The organism is Pseudomonas sp. GV071 (genome assembly GCF_003050835.1).
GTDB lineage: Bacteria > Pseudomonadota > Gammaproteobacteria > Pseudomonadales > Pseudomonadaceae > Aquipseudomonas.
In genome coordinates, this window is sequence record NZ_QAOJ01000004.1 from 307367 (window position 1) to 325241 (window position 17875).

12 protein-coding genes are annotated in these 17875 nt (G+C 61.1%); 11 read left to right on the top strand and 1 reads right to left on the bottom strand.

Going from position 1 to position 17875, the window contains the following annotated elements; translation table 11 throughout:
* Nucleotides 1-17: 17 nt before the first annotated feature.
* From alg8 to C8K61_RS10205, 11 genes are all read left to right on the top strand, one after another.
* Nucleotides 18-1499, top strand: coding sequence for a mannuronan synthase (alg8, locus tag C8K61_RS10150; protein WP_108096124.1), 1482 nt, complete (start codon nucleotides 18-20; stop codon nucleotides 1497-1499).
* Between the two features lie 45 nt (nucleotides 1500-1544).
* A complete protein-coding gene (locus C8K61_RS10160; protein WP_108096125.1) occupies nucleotides 1545-2711 on the top strand; it encodes an alginate biosynthesis protein Alg44 in 1167 nt (388 codons plus the stop codon).
* A gap of 3 nt (nucleotides 2712-2714) precedes the next feature.
* Entirely contained in the window at nucleotides 2715-4166 is a 1452-nt protein-coding gene (gene algK, locus C8K61_RS10165; protein ID WP_108096126.1) for an alginate biosynthesis TPR repeat lipoprotein AlgK, read from the top strand.
* Nucleotides 4163-5641 (top strand): alginate export family protein, encoded by a 1479-nt coding sequence (locus C8K61_RS10170; RefSeq protein WP_108096127.1) that lies wholly within the window; start codon nucleotides 4163-4165, stop codon nucleotides 5639-5641. Before algK ends, C8K61_RS10170 begins: the two co-directional genes overlap by 4 nt.
* 26 nt (nucleotides 5642-5667) lie before the next feature.
* Entirely contained in the window at nucleotides 5668-7296 is a 1629-nt protein-coding gene (gene algG / locus C8K61_RS10175; RefSeq protein WP_256589403.1) for a mannuronan 5-epimerase AlgG, read from the top strand.
* A 14-nt stretch (nucleotides 7297-7310) separates the two neighbouring features.
* Nucleotides 7311-8777 (top strand): alginate O-acetyltransferase, encoded by a 1467-nt coding sequence (locus tag C8K61_RS10180; protein WP_256589404.1) that lies wholly within the window; start codon nucleotides 7311-7313, stop codon nucleotides 8775-8777.
* On the top strand, nucleotides 8774-9892 hold the full coding sequence (locus C8K61_RS10185; protein WP_108096128.1) for a mannuronate-specific alginate lyase: 1119 nt from the start codon (nucleotides 8774-8776) through the stop codon (nucleotides 9890-9892). Before C8K61_RS10180 ends, C8K61_RS10185 begins: the two co-directional genes overlap by 4 nt.
* Before the next feature lie 337 nt (nucleotides 9893-10229).
* Nucleotides 10230-11759, top strand: a complete 1530-nt coding sequence (locus C8K61_RS10190; RefSeq protein WP_108096129.1) for an MBOAT family protein — start codon at nucleotides 10230-10232, stop codon at nucleotides 11757-11759.
* 11 nt (nucleotides 11760-11770) lie between these two features.
* On the top strand, nucleotides 11771-12955 hold the full coding sequence (locus C8K61_RS10195) for an alginate O-acetyltransferase (protein WP_108096130.1): 1185 nt from the start codon (nucleotides 11771-11773) through the stop codon (nucleotides 12953-12955).
* A 46-nt stretch (nucleotides 12956-13001) separates the two neighbouring features.
* The gene (locus tag C8K61_RS10200; protein WP_108096131.1) at nucleotides 13002-13664 is read left to right on the top strand and encodes an alginate O-acetyltransferase AlgF; all 663 of its coding nucleotides are present in this window, start codon (nucleotides 13002-13004) and stop codon (nucleotides 13662-13664) included.
* A gap of 182 nt (nucleotides 13665-13846) precedes the next feature.
* Nucleotides 13847-15292: a mannose-1-phosphate guanylyltransferase/mannose-6-phosphate isomerase gene (locus tag C8K61_RS10205; protein WP_108096132.1), complete on the top strand. Its 1446-nt coding sequence runs from the start codon at nucleotides 13847-13849 to the stop codon at nucleotides 15290-15292.
* A gap of 812 nt (nucleotides 15293-16104) precedes the next feature.
* On the opposite strand, the gene C8K61_RS10210 is transcribed toward C8K61_RS10205, so the two are convergent.
* Nucleotides 16105-17823 (bottom strand): ABC transporter ATP-binding protein/permease, encoded by a 1719-nt coding sequence (locus C8K61_RS10210; protein ID WP_108096133.1) that lies wholly within the window; start codon nucleotides 17821-17823, stop codon nucleotides 16105-16107.
* Nucleotides 17824-17875 lie beyond the last annotated feature (52 nt).

Below are 17875 nucleotides of genomic sequence, written 5' to 3' on the forward strand. Positions count from 1 at the left end.
ACGCACAGGACACATAAATGGATAGGCTCAAGCAGGTTCTGGCAGAAGGCGCCGGGTGGTTGTTCTACCTCGCCCTTCTGTGCGGACTCGCCCTCGCACTACCCCGCACGGTGTTCGACCCCGAGTCGAAAGACTTTATCTTTCTGATCGGTGCGGTCGGCATCTGGCGCTACTCCATGGGCGCCATGCATTTTCTGCGCGGCGTGCTGTTTCTGTACGTGGTGTTTCCTCACTACCGGCGCAAGGCGGCCAAGCTGGGAACAGCGGCTGACCCTTCCCACGTATTTTTGATGGTCACCAGTTTTCGCATCGACGCGCTGACCACCGCCCAGGTGTACCAATCGGTAATCCGCGAAGCGATCGAAAGCGGCTACCCGACCACCGTGGTGTGCTCCATCGTCGAACTCTCCGATGAGTTTCTGGTGAAGAGCCTGTGGGAGAAATACAACCCGCCGGAACACGTGACCCTCGACTTCGTGCGTATTGCCGGCACCGGCAAACGCGACGGTCTGGCCCATGGCTTTCGCGCCATCTCCCGGCATATGCCAGACCGCGATGCGGTGGTGGCGGTGATCGATGGCGACAGCGTGCTGGAGCCTGGCGTGGTGCGTCGCACCGTGCCGTATTTCAAGCTGTTCCCCAATGTCGGTGGGTTGACCACCAACGAATTCTGCGAAGTGCGCGGTAGCTACATCATGAGTGAGTGGCACAAGCTGCGCTTCGCTCAGCGGCACATCAACATGTGCTCCATGGGTCTGTCCAAACGCGTACTGACCCTGACCGGGCGCATGTCGATGTTCCGCGCGCCCGTCATCAGCAACCCCGAATTTATTGCCGACGTGGAAAGCGATTCGCTCGACCACTGGCGCCTGGGCCGTTTCAAGTTTTTGACCGGCGACGACAAGTCCAGCTGGTACAGCCTGATGCGCCTGGGCTACGACACCTTCTACGTGCCCGACGCGGCCATCAACACCGTCGAGCACCCGCCGGAAAAGAGCTTTATCAAGGCCAGCCGCAAGCTGATGTTCCGCTGGTACGGCAACAACCTGCGGCAGAACTCGCGGGCCATGAAGCTGGGTAAAGGTCGCCTGGGCCTCTTCACCAGCCTGGTGCTGTTCGACCAGCGCGTATCGATGTGGACCTGCCTGCTGGGCCTCACCGTGGCCATCATCGCCAGCCTCAAATACAGCATCGCCTTCCTGCTCGTGTACCTCTTGTGGATCGGCTTTACCCGTCTGGTGCTGACCCTGCTGCTGGCCGTCAGCGGCCACCACATCGGCCCCGCCTACCCGGTGATTCTCTATTACAACCAGATCGTCGGCGCCCTGGTGAAGATCTACGTGTTCTTCCGCCTCGACCAGCAGTCCTGGACGCGCCAGCCGACCAAACTCAACCGCGACCTTGCCAGCTTCCAGCAGTGGTTCAACACCTGGTCGTCCCGAACCATGACCTTCTCCGCCGCCAGCGTGTTTGTCGCCACGTTGCTGCTGGTGGTGTGAGTCGCCGCCATCAACGGACTAAAACCTTTGAGTAGGAATAACGCCATGAATACAGCCGTCAACGTCAATGTGGTGCACGAATCCGAAGCCCAGCGCCAGCACGCCCGGGTGCGCCTGCCGGCGAAAATCCGCTTCAGCGGCAAGAACCGCGAAGTGGTCGAACAAACCGTCATGGACATCTCCGCCGGTGGTTTCAGCTACGGTGCGGTCAACAGCAACGTGCGCGTCGGCGACTTCCACAAAGGCAAAATGCTCTTTGTGATCGACAACATCACCCTGGCCATCGACGTGGAATTTCAGGTGCGCTCGGTAGACTTCGACGCCAACCGCATCGGCTGCCAATTCAGCAACCTGCGCCCCCGGGAAATCAGCACCCTGCGCCACCTGATCACCGCCCACCTGAGCGGCGAGTTGGTCAGCGTTGGCGAGCTGCTCACCACCTTGCAGCGGGAAAACTTCACCAAGGCGCGCAAACAGAAACTCGGCAGCGGCATGAGCGCCTTTGCCCGCCTGCGGGCGGTAACCTTCAGCATCGCGCTGTTTGTAGTCGGCCTGCTGGCCTTCGGTTTCCTGTTCAAATCCATCTACAGCCTGTACTTCGTCACCCACGCCCAATCGGCCCTGGTGCAGGTGCCCGGCATGCAAGTGACCATGCCCCGTGAAGGCACGGTACAAAGCCTGATCGGCGCCGATGGCCTGGTGAAAAAAGGCGCGCCAATTGCCACCTTCAGCGCCTCGATGCTGGAAATGCTCAAGGGCCATCTGGACGACAAAGACCTGAGCCCTTCCAACGTCGCCAACCTGTTCAACAAGCAAATGAAGGGCACCCTGACCAGCCCATGCGACTGCGTGCTGGCCAAGCAATACGTGGCCGACGGCCAATACGCGAGCAAGGGCGATGTGATCTTCGACCTGGTGTCGCGTGAAGCCAAGGCCCAGGTGGAAGCACGCTTCCCCTACAGCAAATTCAACGAGATCAAACCGGGTGCGCGAGTGAACTTCCAGGTCGCCGGTCTTGATGACGTGCGCGGCGGCAAGGTGATCAGCAGCAGCCTGAATGACACCGGCAACCTGTCTTCCGATATCCGCGTGGTGATCCAGCCGGACGAGCCGCTGGAGAACGCCCTCGGCGGCCGTCCGGTGGAAGTCAGCAGCGACAACGGCCCGTCCTTCGGCTGGCTGATGGACAAAGCCATGGCAGCAGGACTCTAAGTTATGGATAACGCACAGCCGCACCTCTTCCTCTACAAACCGCTGCTGCTCGCCGTCGCGCCCTTGATCATTGCGATGGGCATGGCCGGTTGCGCCGGTCTGCCCGACCAGCGCCTGGCCAACGAGGCGCTGAAAAACGGCGACACCGCCACCGCCCAGGCCAACTACAAAGCCCTGGCCGATATGGGTTATGCCGATGCCTCGGTGGGCCTCGCTGATATCCAGCTGGAAAGCGGCGACCCGGCGCAATTGGCGGCAGCCGAAGACACCTATCGCCAGGCGGCAGACACCTCGCCACGGGCCGCCTCGCGCCTGGGCCGTCTGCTGGCGACCAAACCGAACGCCACCGAAGCCGAGCACCAGGAAGCGGAAAAACGCCTGAAGCAAGCCTTTGCCAATGGCGAAGAAGGCGCCGTGCTGCCGCTGGCCATGCTTTACCTGCAATACCCGCAGACGTTCCCCAACGTGAACGCCCAGGAAAAAATCAGCCAGTGGCGTGAGCAAGGTCACCCGCAGGCCGAGCTCGCCCAGGTGCTGCTCTATCGCACCCAGGGCACCTACGACGCGCACCTGGCCGACGTGGAAAAGATCTGCAAAGCGGCATTGTCCACGGCCGATGTGTGCTACGTGGAACTGGCCACCGTGTACCAGAAACGCGGCGAAGCGGATAAGCAGAAAGCCCTGGTCGAACAACTGCGCGGCGCCTATGGCCGTGGCGTAGTACCGGCCGCGCGTATGGAAGGTGTTGCGCAGGTATTGGCCGACCCGGAACTGGTAGCAGGCCCTCAAGGTGGAGAGAGCGGCGGCAAAACCGACCCGGCGACCGCGCAACAGATGCTGGAACAGATTGCCCCGACCTACCCCGCGGCCTGGGTGAGCCTCGCGCAATTGCTCTACGACTACCCCGAGCAGGGCGATATCGACAAGATGCTCGAGTACCTGAAAAAGGGCCGCGAGGCCGCGCAACCGCGCGCCGAACTGCTGCTCGGCAAGCTCTACTACGAAGGCAAACTGCTGCCGGCTGACCCCGTAAAAGCCGAACAGCACCTGCTCAAAGCGGCGCAAAGCGAGACCAGCGCCAACTACTACCTGGGCCAGATGTACCGCCGCGGTTACCTCGGCCAGGTCCAGCCACAGCAAGCGCTAGACCACCTGCTGGCCGCCGCCCGCGCCGGGCAGAACAGTGCCGATTTTGCCCTGGCGCAGATGTTCTCCCAAGGCCGAGGCATCGCCCCCGATCCGGTGAACGCCTATGTGTTCAGCCAGATCGCCGTGCAGAAAGGCACACCGCAAGCGCCCGACCTGGCGGCGCAGATCGAACAGCAATTACCCCCTGGCTCGCGCCCCCAAGCGGAACGCTTGCTGCGTGAGGAACAAGCGCTGCGTGGCGCAACTCTACAAACCGTTACGCAGATGCAGGCCATGCAAAGTCAGGACGGGCAGGAGCCACTATGAATCGCACAAAACGTAAAACAACAAACACGTGGACGCGCGCCGGTTTTTGCCTGAGCGCCACCTTGATCACCGCCCATTCCGCCTGGGGCGTGCAGATGACCGATAGCAGCAGCTACGGCATGGACGTGAAGATCACCGCCCAATCCGAAGATGACCGCGACCTCGGTACCCGCAGTGGCGGCGATGTAAACGGTATCGGTATCGACCTGCGCCCCTGGGTGTACGGCAAGCGCGGCAACTGGAGCGGCTATGCCATGGGACAGGCTGTTAGTGCTACGGACATCATCGAGACCGACACCCTGCAGCAACCCGAAGACGGCGAGAACGCAGGCAGCGGCAGCGGCGATGACAGCCGCCAGCCAGACAAAAGTTACCTCGCCCTGCGCGAATTCTGGGTCGGCTATTCGGGCCTTACGCCCTACCCCGGCGAAGAACTGCGCCTGGGTCGCCAGCGCTTGCGTAACGACGACGGCATGTGGCGTGACACCAATATCGAAGCGCTGAACTGGACCTTTGACACCACCCTGCTGAAAGCCAACCTCGGTGTTGCTGAACGCTTCAGCGAATACCGCACCGACATCGACGAACTCTCGCCCAAAGACAAAGACCGCCTGCACATTTACGGCGACGTCGCCGCGCAATGGACACCCGGCCACTGGGTGGGCCTGAACGTGCAACACGCCCGCGACGACGGCAACCTCAACGACCCTGGCGAAACCGTCGACGAGCTGGATAAAACCAGCACCGGCGACCTCACCTGGGTCGGCCTGCAAGCCAACAGCGACGCCTACAACCCGCGCAACGAAAACCGCCTGAACTACTGGGCCAGCGTCACCAGCCTGACCGGTGACCGCGACCGCTTGAACACCACCACCGTCGGCGGCGAACAGATTGCCACCGGCAAGCAGAGCGGTGATGTCAGCGCCTGGGCCACCGACCTGGGCCTGCGCTGGAAATTCGATGAGAACTGGCAGATCGGCGGCGCCTATGCCCGTGGTAGCGGCGGCGGTGGCGACGATGGTGGCGACAACTTCGAACAGACCGGCCTGGAAAGTAACCGCTCCACCTACACCGGCACCCGCTCGCGGGTTCACCGCTTTGGGGAGGCGTTTCGCGGCGAACTAAGCAACCTGCAGGCCGCCACGCTGTTCGGCTCCTGGCAGCTACGCGAGGACTACGACGCCAGCCTGGTGTACCACAAGTTCTGGCGCGTCGATGACCAGCAACCAATCGGCACCAGCGGCATCAACGCCGCCATGCAGGACGGTGAAAAGGATGTCGGCCAGGAAGTCGATCTGGTGGTGACCAAGTACTTCAAACAGGGCCTGTTGCCCGCCGCTGTCAGCCAGGCCATCGATGAACCCTCGGCCCTGGTGCGCTTTCGTGGCGGCGTGTTCAAGCCTGGCGACGCCTATGGCCCGGATGCCGATTCGTATATGCACCGCGCCTTCGTCGACGTGATCTGGCGCTTCTGATGACGCGGCCATGGAGAACTCCTGACATGCCTGACCAGACCCCGCCGTTGCTTGCACTGCTATTGGCTGGTGCGCTGCTGCTCAGCGGCTCGGCCATGGCCGTCGAAGCGCCGCCGGCCTCCGATAGCCAGCAGGATGCGGCGCGCGCCAGTGACGCGCCGCTGCCAGAAGACGGCAAACCGCAGGCCACCAAAGAACTGCGCCAAGCCAAAAGCTACACCGTGACCACCGCGCCGACCAAAGCGCTGGAGCTGGCCGCGCCGAAGTTGCCCGACCTCAGCGGCTACACCGCCGAGGCGGTCAACGCCAAGATCGACCGCAGCAAAAAGGGCAGCGTCACCGTGCGCCGGATGGTGCAGCAAGACGCCTTGAAAGAATTTATCGGCGGCAACAACCGCATGGCCGAATGGGTAACCCGTCAGCGCGGCATGCCCCAGGCGATCTTCGTCGAGGGCGGCTATATGAGCTTCAGCGAGCTGAGCAAAAAAGTGCCCAAGCAGTACCTGAGCGCGGACGCCGACGGCACCTACACCCTGCGCCTGCCGCTGGTGGTGGCGCACAACGCCAGCCTGCAGATCGACAAAGACGTGAAGCAACTGCACCTGTCGCAAGACCGCGGCGCCTTTATCGTCAACGACGGCAAACTGTTTATCACCGACACCAACCTCACCGGTTGGAACGAAGCGAAAAAGGCCCCGGCCACGTTTAAAAAACCGGAGGAATTCCGCCCGTTTCTGCTCTCGTGGGGCGGCACCGAGACCTATATCGTCAATAGCAAGATCGCGAGCTTCGGTTACAACACCAGTAAGTCCTACGGCCTGAGTATTTCCCAGTACACGCCGAACATGAGCAAGCAAATGGGTCGCGGTATGCCCACCGGCTGGATCATCGGCTCCGAGTTCTCAGACCTGTGGTACGGCTTCTACTGCTACGAAACCCAGGACTTCGTGGTCAAGGACAACACCTACCGCGACAACATCATCTACGGCATCGACCCCCACGACCGCTCGCGCCGTCTGGTGATTGCCGGCAACACCGTGTACGGCACCCACAAGAAGCACGGGATCATCATTTCCCGCGAAGTGGATGACAGCTGGATCATCAATAACAAGGTCTACGAGAACAAACTCTCGGGCATCGTGATTGACCGGAACAGTGTCAACAACCTGGTGGCCTACAACGAGGTTTATCACAACCAATCCGACGGCATCACGCTGTACGAAAGCTCCAACAACCTGCTGTGGGGCAACAAGGTGTTGAGCAACGAACGCCACGGCATTCGCTTGCGCAACAGCACCAACATTCGCCTGTACGAGAACCTGGCTGTGGATAACCGCCTGGTGGGCGTATACGGCCACATCAAAGACTTGAGCGACACCGACCGCGACATCGACCTCGACCCGTTCGATACCAAGGTGTCGATGATCGTGGTCGGCGGCGAGCTGATCAGTAACGGCTCCGGGCCGCTCTCCATCGACTCGCCGCTGTCGGTGGAGCTGTACCGGGTGGCCATGTTGGCGCCGACCAAATCGTCGGGCATCAGCTTTTCGGGAATTCTCGGTGACAAGCAAAACGAAATTCTGGACCTGATGGTCCGCCAGGATAAGGCAGTGCTGATCGACCCCGTTGAAAGCCAGGCCGAACTTCAGGACTGAGGAGCATGCATTCCATGACCACAACCACCGCAACCCGCCATTGGCTCGCCCCTTCCGCCCTGGCCATGGCCCTGCTGGCCGCCAGCAACTTGAGCCAGGCCGCTGACACCGGCGTGCCGCAGTACCAAGTCAAAGGTAACGCCCCCCTGTGCCCGGCCGCCGCCAACAACGGCCTATACAACACCAAGTACCTGGGTTTTTTCACCCACTTGGTGCAGGCCCAGGACGACTGGCTGTTTCGCACCACCTACGACCTGCGCACCGACTTTGGCACCACACCCGAGGGCTACGCCAAACTCAAAGGCTTGCGCGATGCCCTGCACAAAAAAGGCATCGAGCTGGTGGTGGTGTACCAACCCACTCGCGGCCTGGTGAACCGGGAAAAACTCACCCCCGCCGAGAAGGCCGCGTTCAACTACGACCTGGCGAAAAAGAACTACCTGGCGGTCATCGACAAGCTGCGCCAGACCGGCATGTACGTACCCGACTACAGCCCGCTGTTCGACGAACAGGAACAGCACGCCTTCTACTTCAAAGGCGACCACCACTGGACCCCATACGGCGCTGAACGCACCGCGAAAATCACTGCCGACACCCTGAAAGAAGTACCGGGCTTCGCCGACATTCCCAAGCAACAGTACGAAAGCAAACGCGTCGGCCTGCTGAGCAAGCTCGGCACTTTCCACAAGGCCGCCGCGCAGCTGTGCGGCAACAGCTACGCCACCCAATACGTCGACCGTTTTGAAACCACGGTGGCCGGCAGTGGCGGTGGCGAGGAAGGGGGTGGCGATCTGTTCGGTGATGAAAGCCAGCCACAGATAGCGTTGGTGGGCACCAGTAATAGCGGCCCGGCGTACAACTTTGCCGGTTTTCTGGAGCAATACAGCGGCGCCGAAATTCTCAACAACGCCATCTCCGGCGGTGGTTTCGACAGCTCCCTGCTGCAGTACCTGAGCAGCAATGAGTTCCACGAACACCCACCGAAAATCATCGTCTGGGAGTTCGCCACCCACTACGACCTGGCGCAGAAAAGCTTCTATCGCCAAGCCATGCCCCTGGTGGAAAACGGCTGCGAAGGACAAAAAGCCGTACTTAAAAACGATGTGAAATTGCACAACGGCAGCACCGAGATTCTGGTCAACGGCAAGAACCAATTGCTCAACCTGCAGGGCGACCAGTACCAGGTTGACCTGACCTTCAGCGACCCCTCGGTGAAAACCATGAAAGCCACCATCTGGTACCTCAATGGCCGCCGCGAAAACCTGAAACTGGAGCAGAGCGCTGCCGCCGATACCGGTGGCCGTTATGTGTTCCAACTGCGTAACGACCCTGGCTGGGCAGACCTGAACATGCTCGCCATGGAAATTCACAGCCCCGAGCAAATGCCGGACAACCTCAGCGTTAAAGCCACGCTGTGCAAACGTCCGACTAGCGGGGCCGGCACCCTTACGGCGAAAGCCGCAGGAGGCACAGACTCATGAACACCTCCCATCCGTTACTACGCGGGGCTGCGCTCAGCACCCTGATTTTCGCTGGCAGCGCCAGCGCGGCGCTGGTTCCCCCCCTGGGCTACTACGCGCCGATCGAAAGCCACAAGAGCAAACCGCCGGAAGATCAGTGCGGTGCGCCGCCCAAACCGTACACCGACAAGCTGGTGTTTCGCAGCAAGTACGAAGGCTCGGACAAGGCCCGCGCCACGCTGAACAAGGAATCGGAAAAAGCCTTCCGCGACTCCACCGCCAGCATCACCCAGCTGGAACGCGGGGTGAGCAAACAGGTGATGGGCTATATGCGGGACGGTCGCCAGGAGCAGCTCGACTGCACCCTGAGCTGGCTGACCACCTGGGCCCAGGCCGACGCGCTGCTGTCCACCGACTTCAACCACACCGGCAAGTCGATGCGCAAATGGGCCCTGGGCAGCGTGGCCTCGGCGTACCTGCGCCTGAAGTTCTCCGAGTCCAAACCACTGGCCAACTATGGACAGCAGTCGCAACTGATCGAAGCCTGGTTCGCCAAGCTTGGCGAGCAGGTGGTGAAAGACTGGAGCTACCTGCCGCTCAAGCAGGTGAACAACCACTCCTACTGGGCCGCCTGGTCGGTGATGGCCACGGCCGTCGCCACCAATCGCCAGGACCTGTTCGACTGGTCCGTGGAGCAGTTCCGCGTCGGCGCCAACCAGGTCGATGCAGACGGCTACCTGCCCAACGAACTCAAACGCCAACAGCGCGCGCTGTCGTACCACAACTACGCCCTGCCGCCGCTGGCAATGATCGCCAGCTTCGCCCAGGCCAATAACGTCGACCTGCGCACCGAAAACCGCGACGCCCTGAGCCGCCTGGCGAAACGGGTGATGGAAGGGGTCAACGACCCGGATGAATTCGCCAGCAAGGCCGGCAAGAAACAGGACATGGAAGACCTCAAGATCGACAGCAAATTCGCCTGGCTGGAACCCTACTGCACCCTGTACCAGTGCGCCGGCGACACGCTGAAGTGGAAGCAGTCGATGCAACCGTTCAAGACCTTCCGCCTGGGTGGAGACCTGACCCGGGTGTATGACCCGAAGGCGGAGAGTAAGGACGGCAAGAAGAACTCGTGAAGCAACACGGTTTGCTCCCTCGCCCCAGCGGGGAGAGGGATGGGGTGAGGGGGTTGGATGTCAGCCCCGACGATTGAGTAACGGCAACCAGTTTGCCCTCTCCCTAACCCTCTCCCGCACGCGGGAGAGGGGACTGATCGAGTAAACCGCAGCACCTCCGTTCAGCCCCCTCGCCCCAGCGGGGAGAGGGCTGGGGAGAGGGGGTTGGCCAGCCGCCCAAGCGCTTTCAGCAGGGACGGCAAAAAACACACTCCACCCGGATTTTCCCGGGGGGGGTTGGGGGGGATGTGGCGCTAGCCACGTCCTCTGAACCGAAGGTGAAGATGGAGAGAGGCGGATGGTTTTTTCATCCAATGTGTTCCTGTTCTTGTTCCTGCCGATATTCCTCGGCTTGTACTACTTGAGCGGGCAACGCTATCGCAACTTGCTGCTGCTGATTGCCAGCTACGTGTTCTACGCCTGGTGGCGGGTGGACTTCCTTGCGCTGTTCGCCGGGGTCACCCTGTGGAATTACTGGATCGGCCTCAAGGTCGGCACCGCCGGGGTCCGTACCAAGCCTGCGCAGCGTTGGCTGCTGCTCGGCGTCGGGGTGGACCTGTGCATTCTTGGCTACTTCAAGTACGCCAATTTTGGTGTCGACAGCCTCAACGCCATCATCACCTCGTTCGGCCTTGAGCCGTTCATTCTCACCCACGTGCTGCTGCCGATCGGGATCTCGTTCTACATCTTCGAGTCGATCAGCTACATCATTGACGTGTACCGCGGCGACACCCCAGCCACCCGCAACCTGATCGACTTTGCGGCGTTCGTGGCGATCTTCCCGCACCTGATCGCCGGCCCGGTCCTGCGTTTTCGCGACCTGGCCGACCAGTTCAACAACCGCACCCACACCCTGGATAAATTCAGCGAAGGCGCCACGCGCTTTATGCAGGGTTTCATCAAAAAAGTGTTTATCGCCGACACCCTGGCGGTGGTCGCCGACCATTGCTTCAGCCTGCAGAACCCCACCACTGGCGATGCCTGGCTCGGCGCCCTGGCCTACACCGCGCAGCTGTATTTCGACTTCTCCGGCTACAGCGACATGGCCATCGGCCTGGGCCTGATGATGGGTTTCCGCTTTATGGAAAACTTCAAACAGCCCTATATCAGCCAGTCGATTACCGAGTTCTGGCGGCGCTGGCACATCAGCCTTTCCACCTGGCTGCGCGACTACCTGTACATCACCCTGGGCGGCAACCGCGGCGGCAAATTCGCCACCTACCGCAACCTGTTCCTGACCATGCTGCTCGGCGGTCTGTGGCACGGCGCGAATATCACCTACATCGTCTGGGGTGCCTGGCACGGGATGTGGCTGGCGATTGAAAAAGCCATCGGCATCAACACCGCGCCGCGCAGTTTCAACGTGCTGCGCTGGGCCTTTACCTTCTTGCTGGTGATCATGGGCTGGGTGATTTTCCGCGCCGAAAACTTGCACGTGGCCGGCCGCATGTACGGCGCCATGTTCGGCTTCGGCGACTGGCAGCTGTCGGAACTCAACCGCGCCAGCCTCACTGGCCTGCAGGTGGCAACCCTGGTGGTGGCCTACGCCACCCTCGCCTTCTTCGGTCTGCGCGACTTCTACGCCAACCGTCCAAGCGAGAAAGCCGACACGCCGGTCACCGGCACCATCAAAGCGGTGCCAGGCGAACAGCCAAACATTCATATACCGGGCTACACCGTGGGCCATGAAGCGCAGGTGCAAGCCGTCTACTGGACTGCCGACTGGCCGCGTTACGCCATGCGCGCCCTGGTGCTGCTGCTGTTTGTCGCCTCGATTCTCAAGCTCTCGGCGCAGAGCTACTCGCCCTTCCTCTACTTCCAGTTCTGAGCGAGCCGACCATGACCCGATCCTTACGCGTTCTCTATATCGCCGTGTTCCTCGGCCTGCTGCTGGGCCTGGGCCTCTGGTCGTTGCGCGGCTTCATGGGCTTTAACACCACGCCGCAAGACACCGTGCTCAACGGCAAATGGGCCAAGGCCACCGAAACCCAATACGACAAGGAGTTCCCGCTCAAACGCCTGGGCACCAACCTCTGGGCCGCGTTGGACTTCAAGCTGTTCAACGAAGGCCGTCCGGGCGTGGTGCTGGGCCGTGACCAGTGGCTGTTCAGCGACGAAGAATTCAACCCCATCGCCAATGGCAGCCAGTACCAGGATGAAAACCTGGCATTGATTCAGGGCGTGCGCGAGCAGTTGGATAAGAAAGGCGTGAAGTTGGTGCTCGCCATCGTCCCAGCCAAAGCGCGTCTGTATCCGGAACATATCGGCGACGAAGAGCCGGCCAAGCTGCACGAAGACCTGTACCAGCGCTTCCACGCCAGCGCCGAACAGGCCGGCATCCTCGCCCCCGACCTGCTCACCCCGCTGCAACACGCCAAGCTGCAAGGCCAGGTGTTCCTGCGTACCGACACCCACTGGACGCCGATGGGCGCTGACGTAGTCGCACAGAACCTCGGTGCCACCGTGGCGCAGCAACTGCCACTGGATGCCGCGCCGCAACAGTTCATCACCGAAGCCAAACAACCGGAACCGTACAAGGGCGACCTGACCACCTTCCTGCCACTGGACCCGCTGTTCAGCAACCTGCTGCCCAAGCCCGACCAATTGCAACAACGCACCACCCGCGCCGCCGATGAAGGCGGCAGCGAAGGCGGTGACGACGCGCTGTTTGCCGACAGCGAAGTGCCGGTCGCCCTGGTGGGCACCAGCTACAGCGCCAACCCGCACTGGAACTTCGTCGGTGCCCTGCAACAAGCGCTGAAAAGCGACGTGGTCAGCTACGCCGAAAACGGCCACGGCCCCATCGAGCCGATGCTCAAGTACCTGCAAAGCGACGCCTTCAAAGATTCGGCACCGCAGTTGGTGATCTGGGAATTCCCCGAACGCTACCTGCCGATGAAAACCAACCTGAGCGACTTCGACCCCGACTGGATCGCTCAACTCAAGGCCGCCGGTGCGGCCAACACCAACCTGGCTACTTCGGCAGCCAGAAATTCACCGTTGCCAATTCAGGCAAACCGCTAGACCCGGTGCTGCTCGAAGCACCCACCCAATCATGGAGAACAACACAATGAAGCCATCCATCACCCATGCAATCGTTAACAACCGCCTCGGTAAAGCCTGCGCGTTCGTGGTAGTTGGCCTGCTCGCTGCCCAGGTCCACGCCGACGAAGCCGCCCTCTACGGGCCGACCGCGCCGAAGGGCTCGGCCTTCGTGCGGGTGTACAACGCCGGCAGCCAGGAAATCAACGCCACGGTCGGCACGGCCAAACTCAGCGAAGTGGGCCCATTGGGCAGCAGCGACTTCGGCTTTCTGCCAGGTGGCGATTACAGCGCCCAGGTCGGCTCGCAAACCGTGCCGGTGAAACTGGCCGCCGATCACTACTACACCATCGTCGCCCTGCCCGGTGCGCAGCCAAAACTGGTGGAAGAGCCACCGTTCAAAAACAAACAGAAAGCCCTGGTGCGGGTGCAAAACCTGAGTGACACCAAGGTCACCCTGAAAACCGCCGACGGCAAAACCGCAGTGGTCGAAGACGTCGCCCCGGCCGCCCGCGGCGACCGCGAAATCAACCCGGTGCCGGTCAAGCTCGCGCTGTTCAACGGCACCCAGAAAATCAGTGACGTGAAGCCGGTGACATTGGCGCGTGGTGAGGCGGTTGCCCTGTACGTAACGGGCAGCGGCAGCAAGCTCTCGCCTGTGTGGGTGAAACGCCCGGCCGCCACCGAATAAACCCAAGCGCTCTTGCTGTTTTTGCTCTTCGTGAATATCGGTCTTGCGAGCTAGAGCCTGCCAAGGCAAAACCAGACCAGAAAGCGCAGTTGGCTGTAGCCAATGAGCAGTCCTGGGCTGGTTTTAACGCCGGCAGGCCGACGCGCAGCAGACCGCACGGACCCACATGTAAGGAGATACTCATGATTCCAATTATCTTGTCTGGTGGTAGCGGCTCGCGCCTTTGGCCTCTCTCGCGCAAACAGTTTCCCAAACAGTTCCTCGCCCTGACCGGTGAGCACACCATGTTCCAGCAAACCCTGGAGCGCCTGGTGTTCGAGGGCATGCAGCCGCCGGTGATCGTGTGCAACAAAGACCATCGCTTTATCGTGCAGGAACAACTCAGCGCCCTGAACCTGGCCAGCCAGGCCGTGCTGATGGAACCCTTCGGCCGCAACACCGCTCCCGCCGTTGCCATCGCCGCCATGAAGCTGCTCAACGAAGGCCGCGACGAGCTGCTGCTGGTGATGCCCGCCGACCACGTGATCGACGACCAGAAAGCCTTCCAGCGCGCCCTGGCCATCGCCACCATCGCCGCTGAAGGCGGTGACCTGGTGCTGTTCGGCGTACCGGCCACCAAACCGGAAACCGGTTACGGCTATATCAAATCCAGCCTGGACGCCGAGCTGCCCGAAGGCGTCAGCCGCGTTGAGCAATTCGTGGAAAAACCGGATGCGCAACGCGCCGCCGAATTCGTCAAATCCGGCAACTACTTCTGGAACAGCGGCATGTTCCTATTCCGCGCCAGCCGCTTCCTCGACGAGCTGAAACGCCACGACCCGGACATCTACGACACCTGCCTGCTAGCGCTTGAGCGCAGCGCCATCGACGGCGAAAACATCGACATCGACGCCGCCACCTTCGAGTGCTGCCCGGACAACTCCATCGACTACGCCGTGATGGAAAAAACCACCCGCGCCTGCGTGGTGCCGCTGACCGCCGGCTGGAGCGACGTCGGTTGCTGGAGCTCGCTATGGGACGTGCACGAGAAAGACGACGATGGCAACGTCACCAAAGGCGACGTGGTGGTACGCGACAGCCACAACTGCCTGGTGCACGGCAACGGCAAGCTGGTGTCGGTGATCGGCCTGGAGAACATCGTGGTCGTCGAAACCAAAGACGCCATGATGATCGCCCACAAAGACCGGGTGCAGGAGGTCAAGCAACTGGTCAATACGCTGAACGAAGCCGGTCGTAGCGAAACCCAGAACCACTGCGAGGTGTACCGGCCATGGGGCTCGTATGACTCCGTCGACATGGGCGGGCGGTTCCAGGTCAAACACATTTCGGTGAAGCCGGGGGCGCAGCTGTCACTGCAGATGCACCACCACCGGGCTGAACACTGGATTGTGGTGTCGGGCACGGCCGAGGTGACCTGCGATGAGAACGTGTTTTTGCTGACGGAAAACCAGTCGACCTACATTCCGATCGCTTCGGTGCACCGCTTGGCCAACCCCGGGAAGATTCCGCTGGAGATCATCGAGGTGCAGTCCGGGAGTTATTTGGGGGAGGATGATATCGAGCGGTATGAGGATATTTATGGGCGCAATGAAGAGCATGGGGTGCAGGTGAAGACTGTCGTCCGGTAACGCCCTGAAAAACATCGAGGCCAAAGCCCCGCGGCTTTGGCCTTTTTGCTTTTGTAGGGTGTGCTGTGCGCACCAGCATTTTGCTTTTGGGGTTGTGGCGGTATTCATTACCGCGGGCACTGGGCGTTTTTGTTTCGCGCCTTACGCGCGAGTCACTTTTCTCAGTCGCCGGTGTGCCGGACCAGAAAAAAGTAACCAAAAGCGCTTGCCCCGACCTCGGCCTTCGCCCACGGGGCGGGTGGATCAAGGTCACAAGCCAGATCACAAGCAGAGCGGGATCTTCGTTCACGGAACGAACGCCGTACGTCTGTACGATTCTGGATCCCAGCTTGCGCTGGGATGACGGAAGTTTCTGCACAGTCCACCGTCGTCCCAGCGCAGGCTGGGACCCAGGCGCGACGGTAAAAAGTCAACTCAGGGCCGCTCTTGATCTCGAACTTGATCCACCCGCCCCGTTAGCGCAGGCCGAGCGGAGTCGTTGTGGAGGGGGTTGAGCGGCCGGGAGCCGCGAAAGGCGTGATGGGCCATGGATGGCCCGTCTCGCCGGCCCCCGGAACAACGATGCAGCGAGGGGACCTGAAGCGCAGCGCAAGGCCAAGGTTGGGGCAAGCGCTTTGGTTACTTTGTCGCGACTGGCAAAGTGACTCGCGCGTAAGGCGCGAAACAAAACGCCCAGCACACGCGGTAATGAAGAAGAAAAACGATCGCCAGAAAACCGTTTGGTGCGCGAAGCACACCCTACAAAAAGCATCCCGAGCGCACGCGGTAAGAAAGAACAACGCCCTCCTCACCGCGCGCACCTCACCACCAAATCAGGCCTCAACGAGGCCCTTCTCCTCCAACCGTAATTGCCGGGAATGAAACTGCTGCAAGCTCGTCCGGTGCCCAATACTCACCAAACTGCTGCCCGGCAGTTTCTCGGTCAGTAACCGATAAACCGCCGCCTCGTTCACTTCATCCATAGCGGATGTGGCCTCATCCAGGAACAACCAGCGCGGCTCCACCAACAACGCGCGCGCAATAGCCACTCGCTGCTGCTCACCCGGCGACAACACCCGCTCCCAGTGATCCTCCTCATCCAACCGGGACGTCAGATGCGCCAGGTTGCACGCCTGCAACACCTCCTGCAGACGCTCGCTGGAGTACACATCCGCCGCCTGTGGATAACTCAACGCCGCTCGCAAACTGCCTATCGGCAAGTACGGTTTCTGCGGCAGGAACAGGCTGCTTTCAGGCAGGTTCAACGCCCCACTGCCAAACGGCCACAAACCGCTCAAGGCACGCAGCAAGGTGCTCTTGCCGCTGCCCGAGGCGCCGCTGAGCAACACATGTTCACCGGGGGCGATGGTCAGATTGGACGGGTTCAACAACACGCGGCCATCGGCCAGGCTCAGTTGCACCTGGTTCAGGCTGACTTGGCCAGCGTCGCGGGTGCGATGGATGGCGGGGTTGGCATCCAGGTGATCGCCTTCAGCCAGCGCGGCGCGGAAGCTCAGAATACGGTCGCAAGTGGCGCGCCAGGTAGCTAGGCTGGCGTAGGCGTCGATGAACCAGCTCATGCTGTCTTGCACGTTGCTGAAGGCCGAGTTGATTTGCATCAGATCGCCCAGTTGGATCTTGCCGGAGAAGTAACGCGGGGCAGCGGCTACCAAGGGGAAGATGATGGCGATCTGGCTGTAACCGCTGGAGAACAGGGTCAGGCGCTTTTGCACCTTCATGATTTCCCAGTAGTTGCTCCACACCTTGGTGAAGCGCGACATCAGCCGCTGCTGCTCGTTGGCTTCGCCGTTGTAGAGGGCGATGCTTTCAGCGTTTTCCCGCACCCGCACCAGGCCAAAACGCAGGTCGGCTTCGAAGCGTTGCTGGTTGTTGTTCAGGCCGATCAAGCGGCGCGCCACCAGGTGCACCAGCCAGCTGCCGATCAGGGCGTAGAGCAAGGAAGCCCAGAACATGTAGCCAGGCACTTCGATGCCGAAGATTTCCATGCTGCCGGATACGCCCCAAAGGATCACCGAGAACGACACCAGGCTGACCACGTTACGGATCAGGCCCAAGCCCAGACCCAAGGTGCTTTCGGTAAAGCTGTTGAGGTCTTCGGCCAGGCGTTGGTCGGGGTTATCGGTGTAGCCGGCTTGTTCCAGGCGATAGTAATTCTTGTGCGCGAGCCAGGCAGCGAAGTGTTTTTCGGTCAGCCAGCGCCGCCAGCGGATGGTCAGCATCTGCGTCAGGTAGAGCTTGTACACAGCAATCGCGATGGCGGTGGCGGCAATCCCGCAGAAGTACAGAATCAGCCGGGTGAAGGCTTCCACGTCCTTGTTCTGCAGCGAGTTGTAGAAGTCGCGGTACCAACTGTTGAGCCACACCGACATGCCCACCCCAACCAGCGACATGGCGATCACCACAATCAGCAGCAACCAGGCCATGCCCTTCTCTTCGCTGCGCCAATAGGCGCTGGCGAGCTGCCAGACGCGAGAAAAAAAGTGGCTGGGCAGCACATCATTGACCGCTGAATATTCGGCGTTCTTGCTCATGAAGGGCACTCTGGACGGTTATAAAAAAAGCGCCCCCAAGGAGCGCTTTACT

Coding starts and splice junctions, on each gene's coding strand:
- alg8 (WP_108096124.1), top strand. CDS start 18: ATGGATAGGCTCAAGCAGGTTCTGGCAGAAGGCGCCGGGTGGTTGTTC.
- C8K61_RS10160 (WP_108096125.1), top strand. CDS start 1,545: ATGAATACAGCCGTCAACGTCAATGTGGTGCACGAATCCGAAGCCCAG.
- algK (WP_108096126.1), top strand. CDS start 2,715: ATGGATAACGCACAGCCGCACCTCTTCCTCTACAAACCGCTGCTGCTC.
- C8K61_RS10170 (WP_108096127.1), top strand. CDS start 4,163: ATGAATCGCACAAAACGTAAAACAACAAACACGTGGACGCGCGCCGGT.
- algG (WP_256589403.1), top strand. CDS start 5,668: ATGCCTGACCAGACCCCGCCGTTGCTTGCACTGCTATTGGCTGGTGCG.
- C8K61_RS10180 (WP_256589404.1), top strand. CDS start 7,311: ATGACCACAACCACCGCAACCCGCCATTGGCTCGCCCCTTCCGCCCTG.
- C8K61_RS10185 (WP_108096128.1), top strand. CDS start 8,774: ATGAACACCTCCCATCCGTTACTACGCGGGGCTGCGCTCAGCACCCTG.
- C8K61_RS10190 (WP_108096129.1), top strand. CDS start 10,230: ATGGTTTTTTCATCCAATGTGTTCCTGTTCTTGTTCCTGCCGATATTC.
- C8K61_RS10195 (WP_108096130.1), top strand. CDS start 11,771: ATGACCCGATCCTTACGCGTTCTCTATATCGCCGTGTTCCTCGGCCTG.
- C8K61_RS10200 (WP_108096131.1), top strand. CDS start 13,002: ATGAAGCCATCCATCACCCATGCAATCGTTAACAACCGCCTCGGTAAA.
- C8K61_RS10205 (WP_108096132.1), top strand. CDS start 13,847: ATGATTCCAATTATCTTGTCTGGTGGTAGCGGCTCGCGCCTTTGGCCT.
- C8K61_RS10210 (WP_108096133.1), bottom strand. CDS start 17,823: ATGAGCAAGAACGCCGAATATTCAGCGGTCAATGATGTGCTGCCCAGC.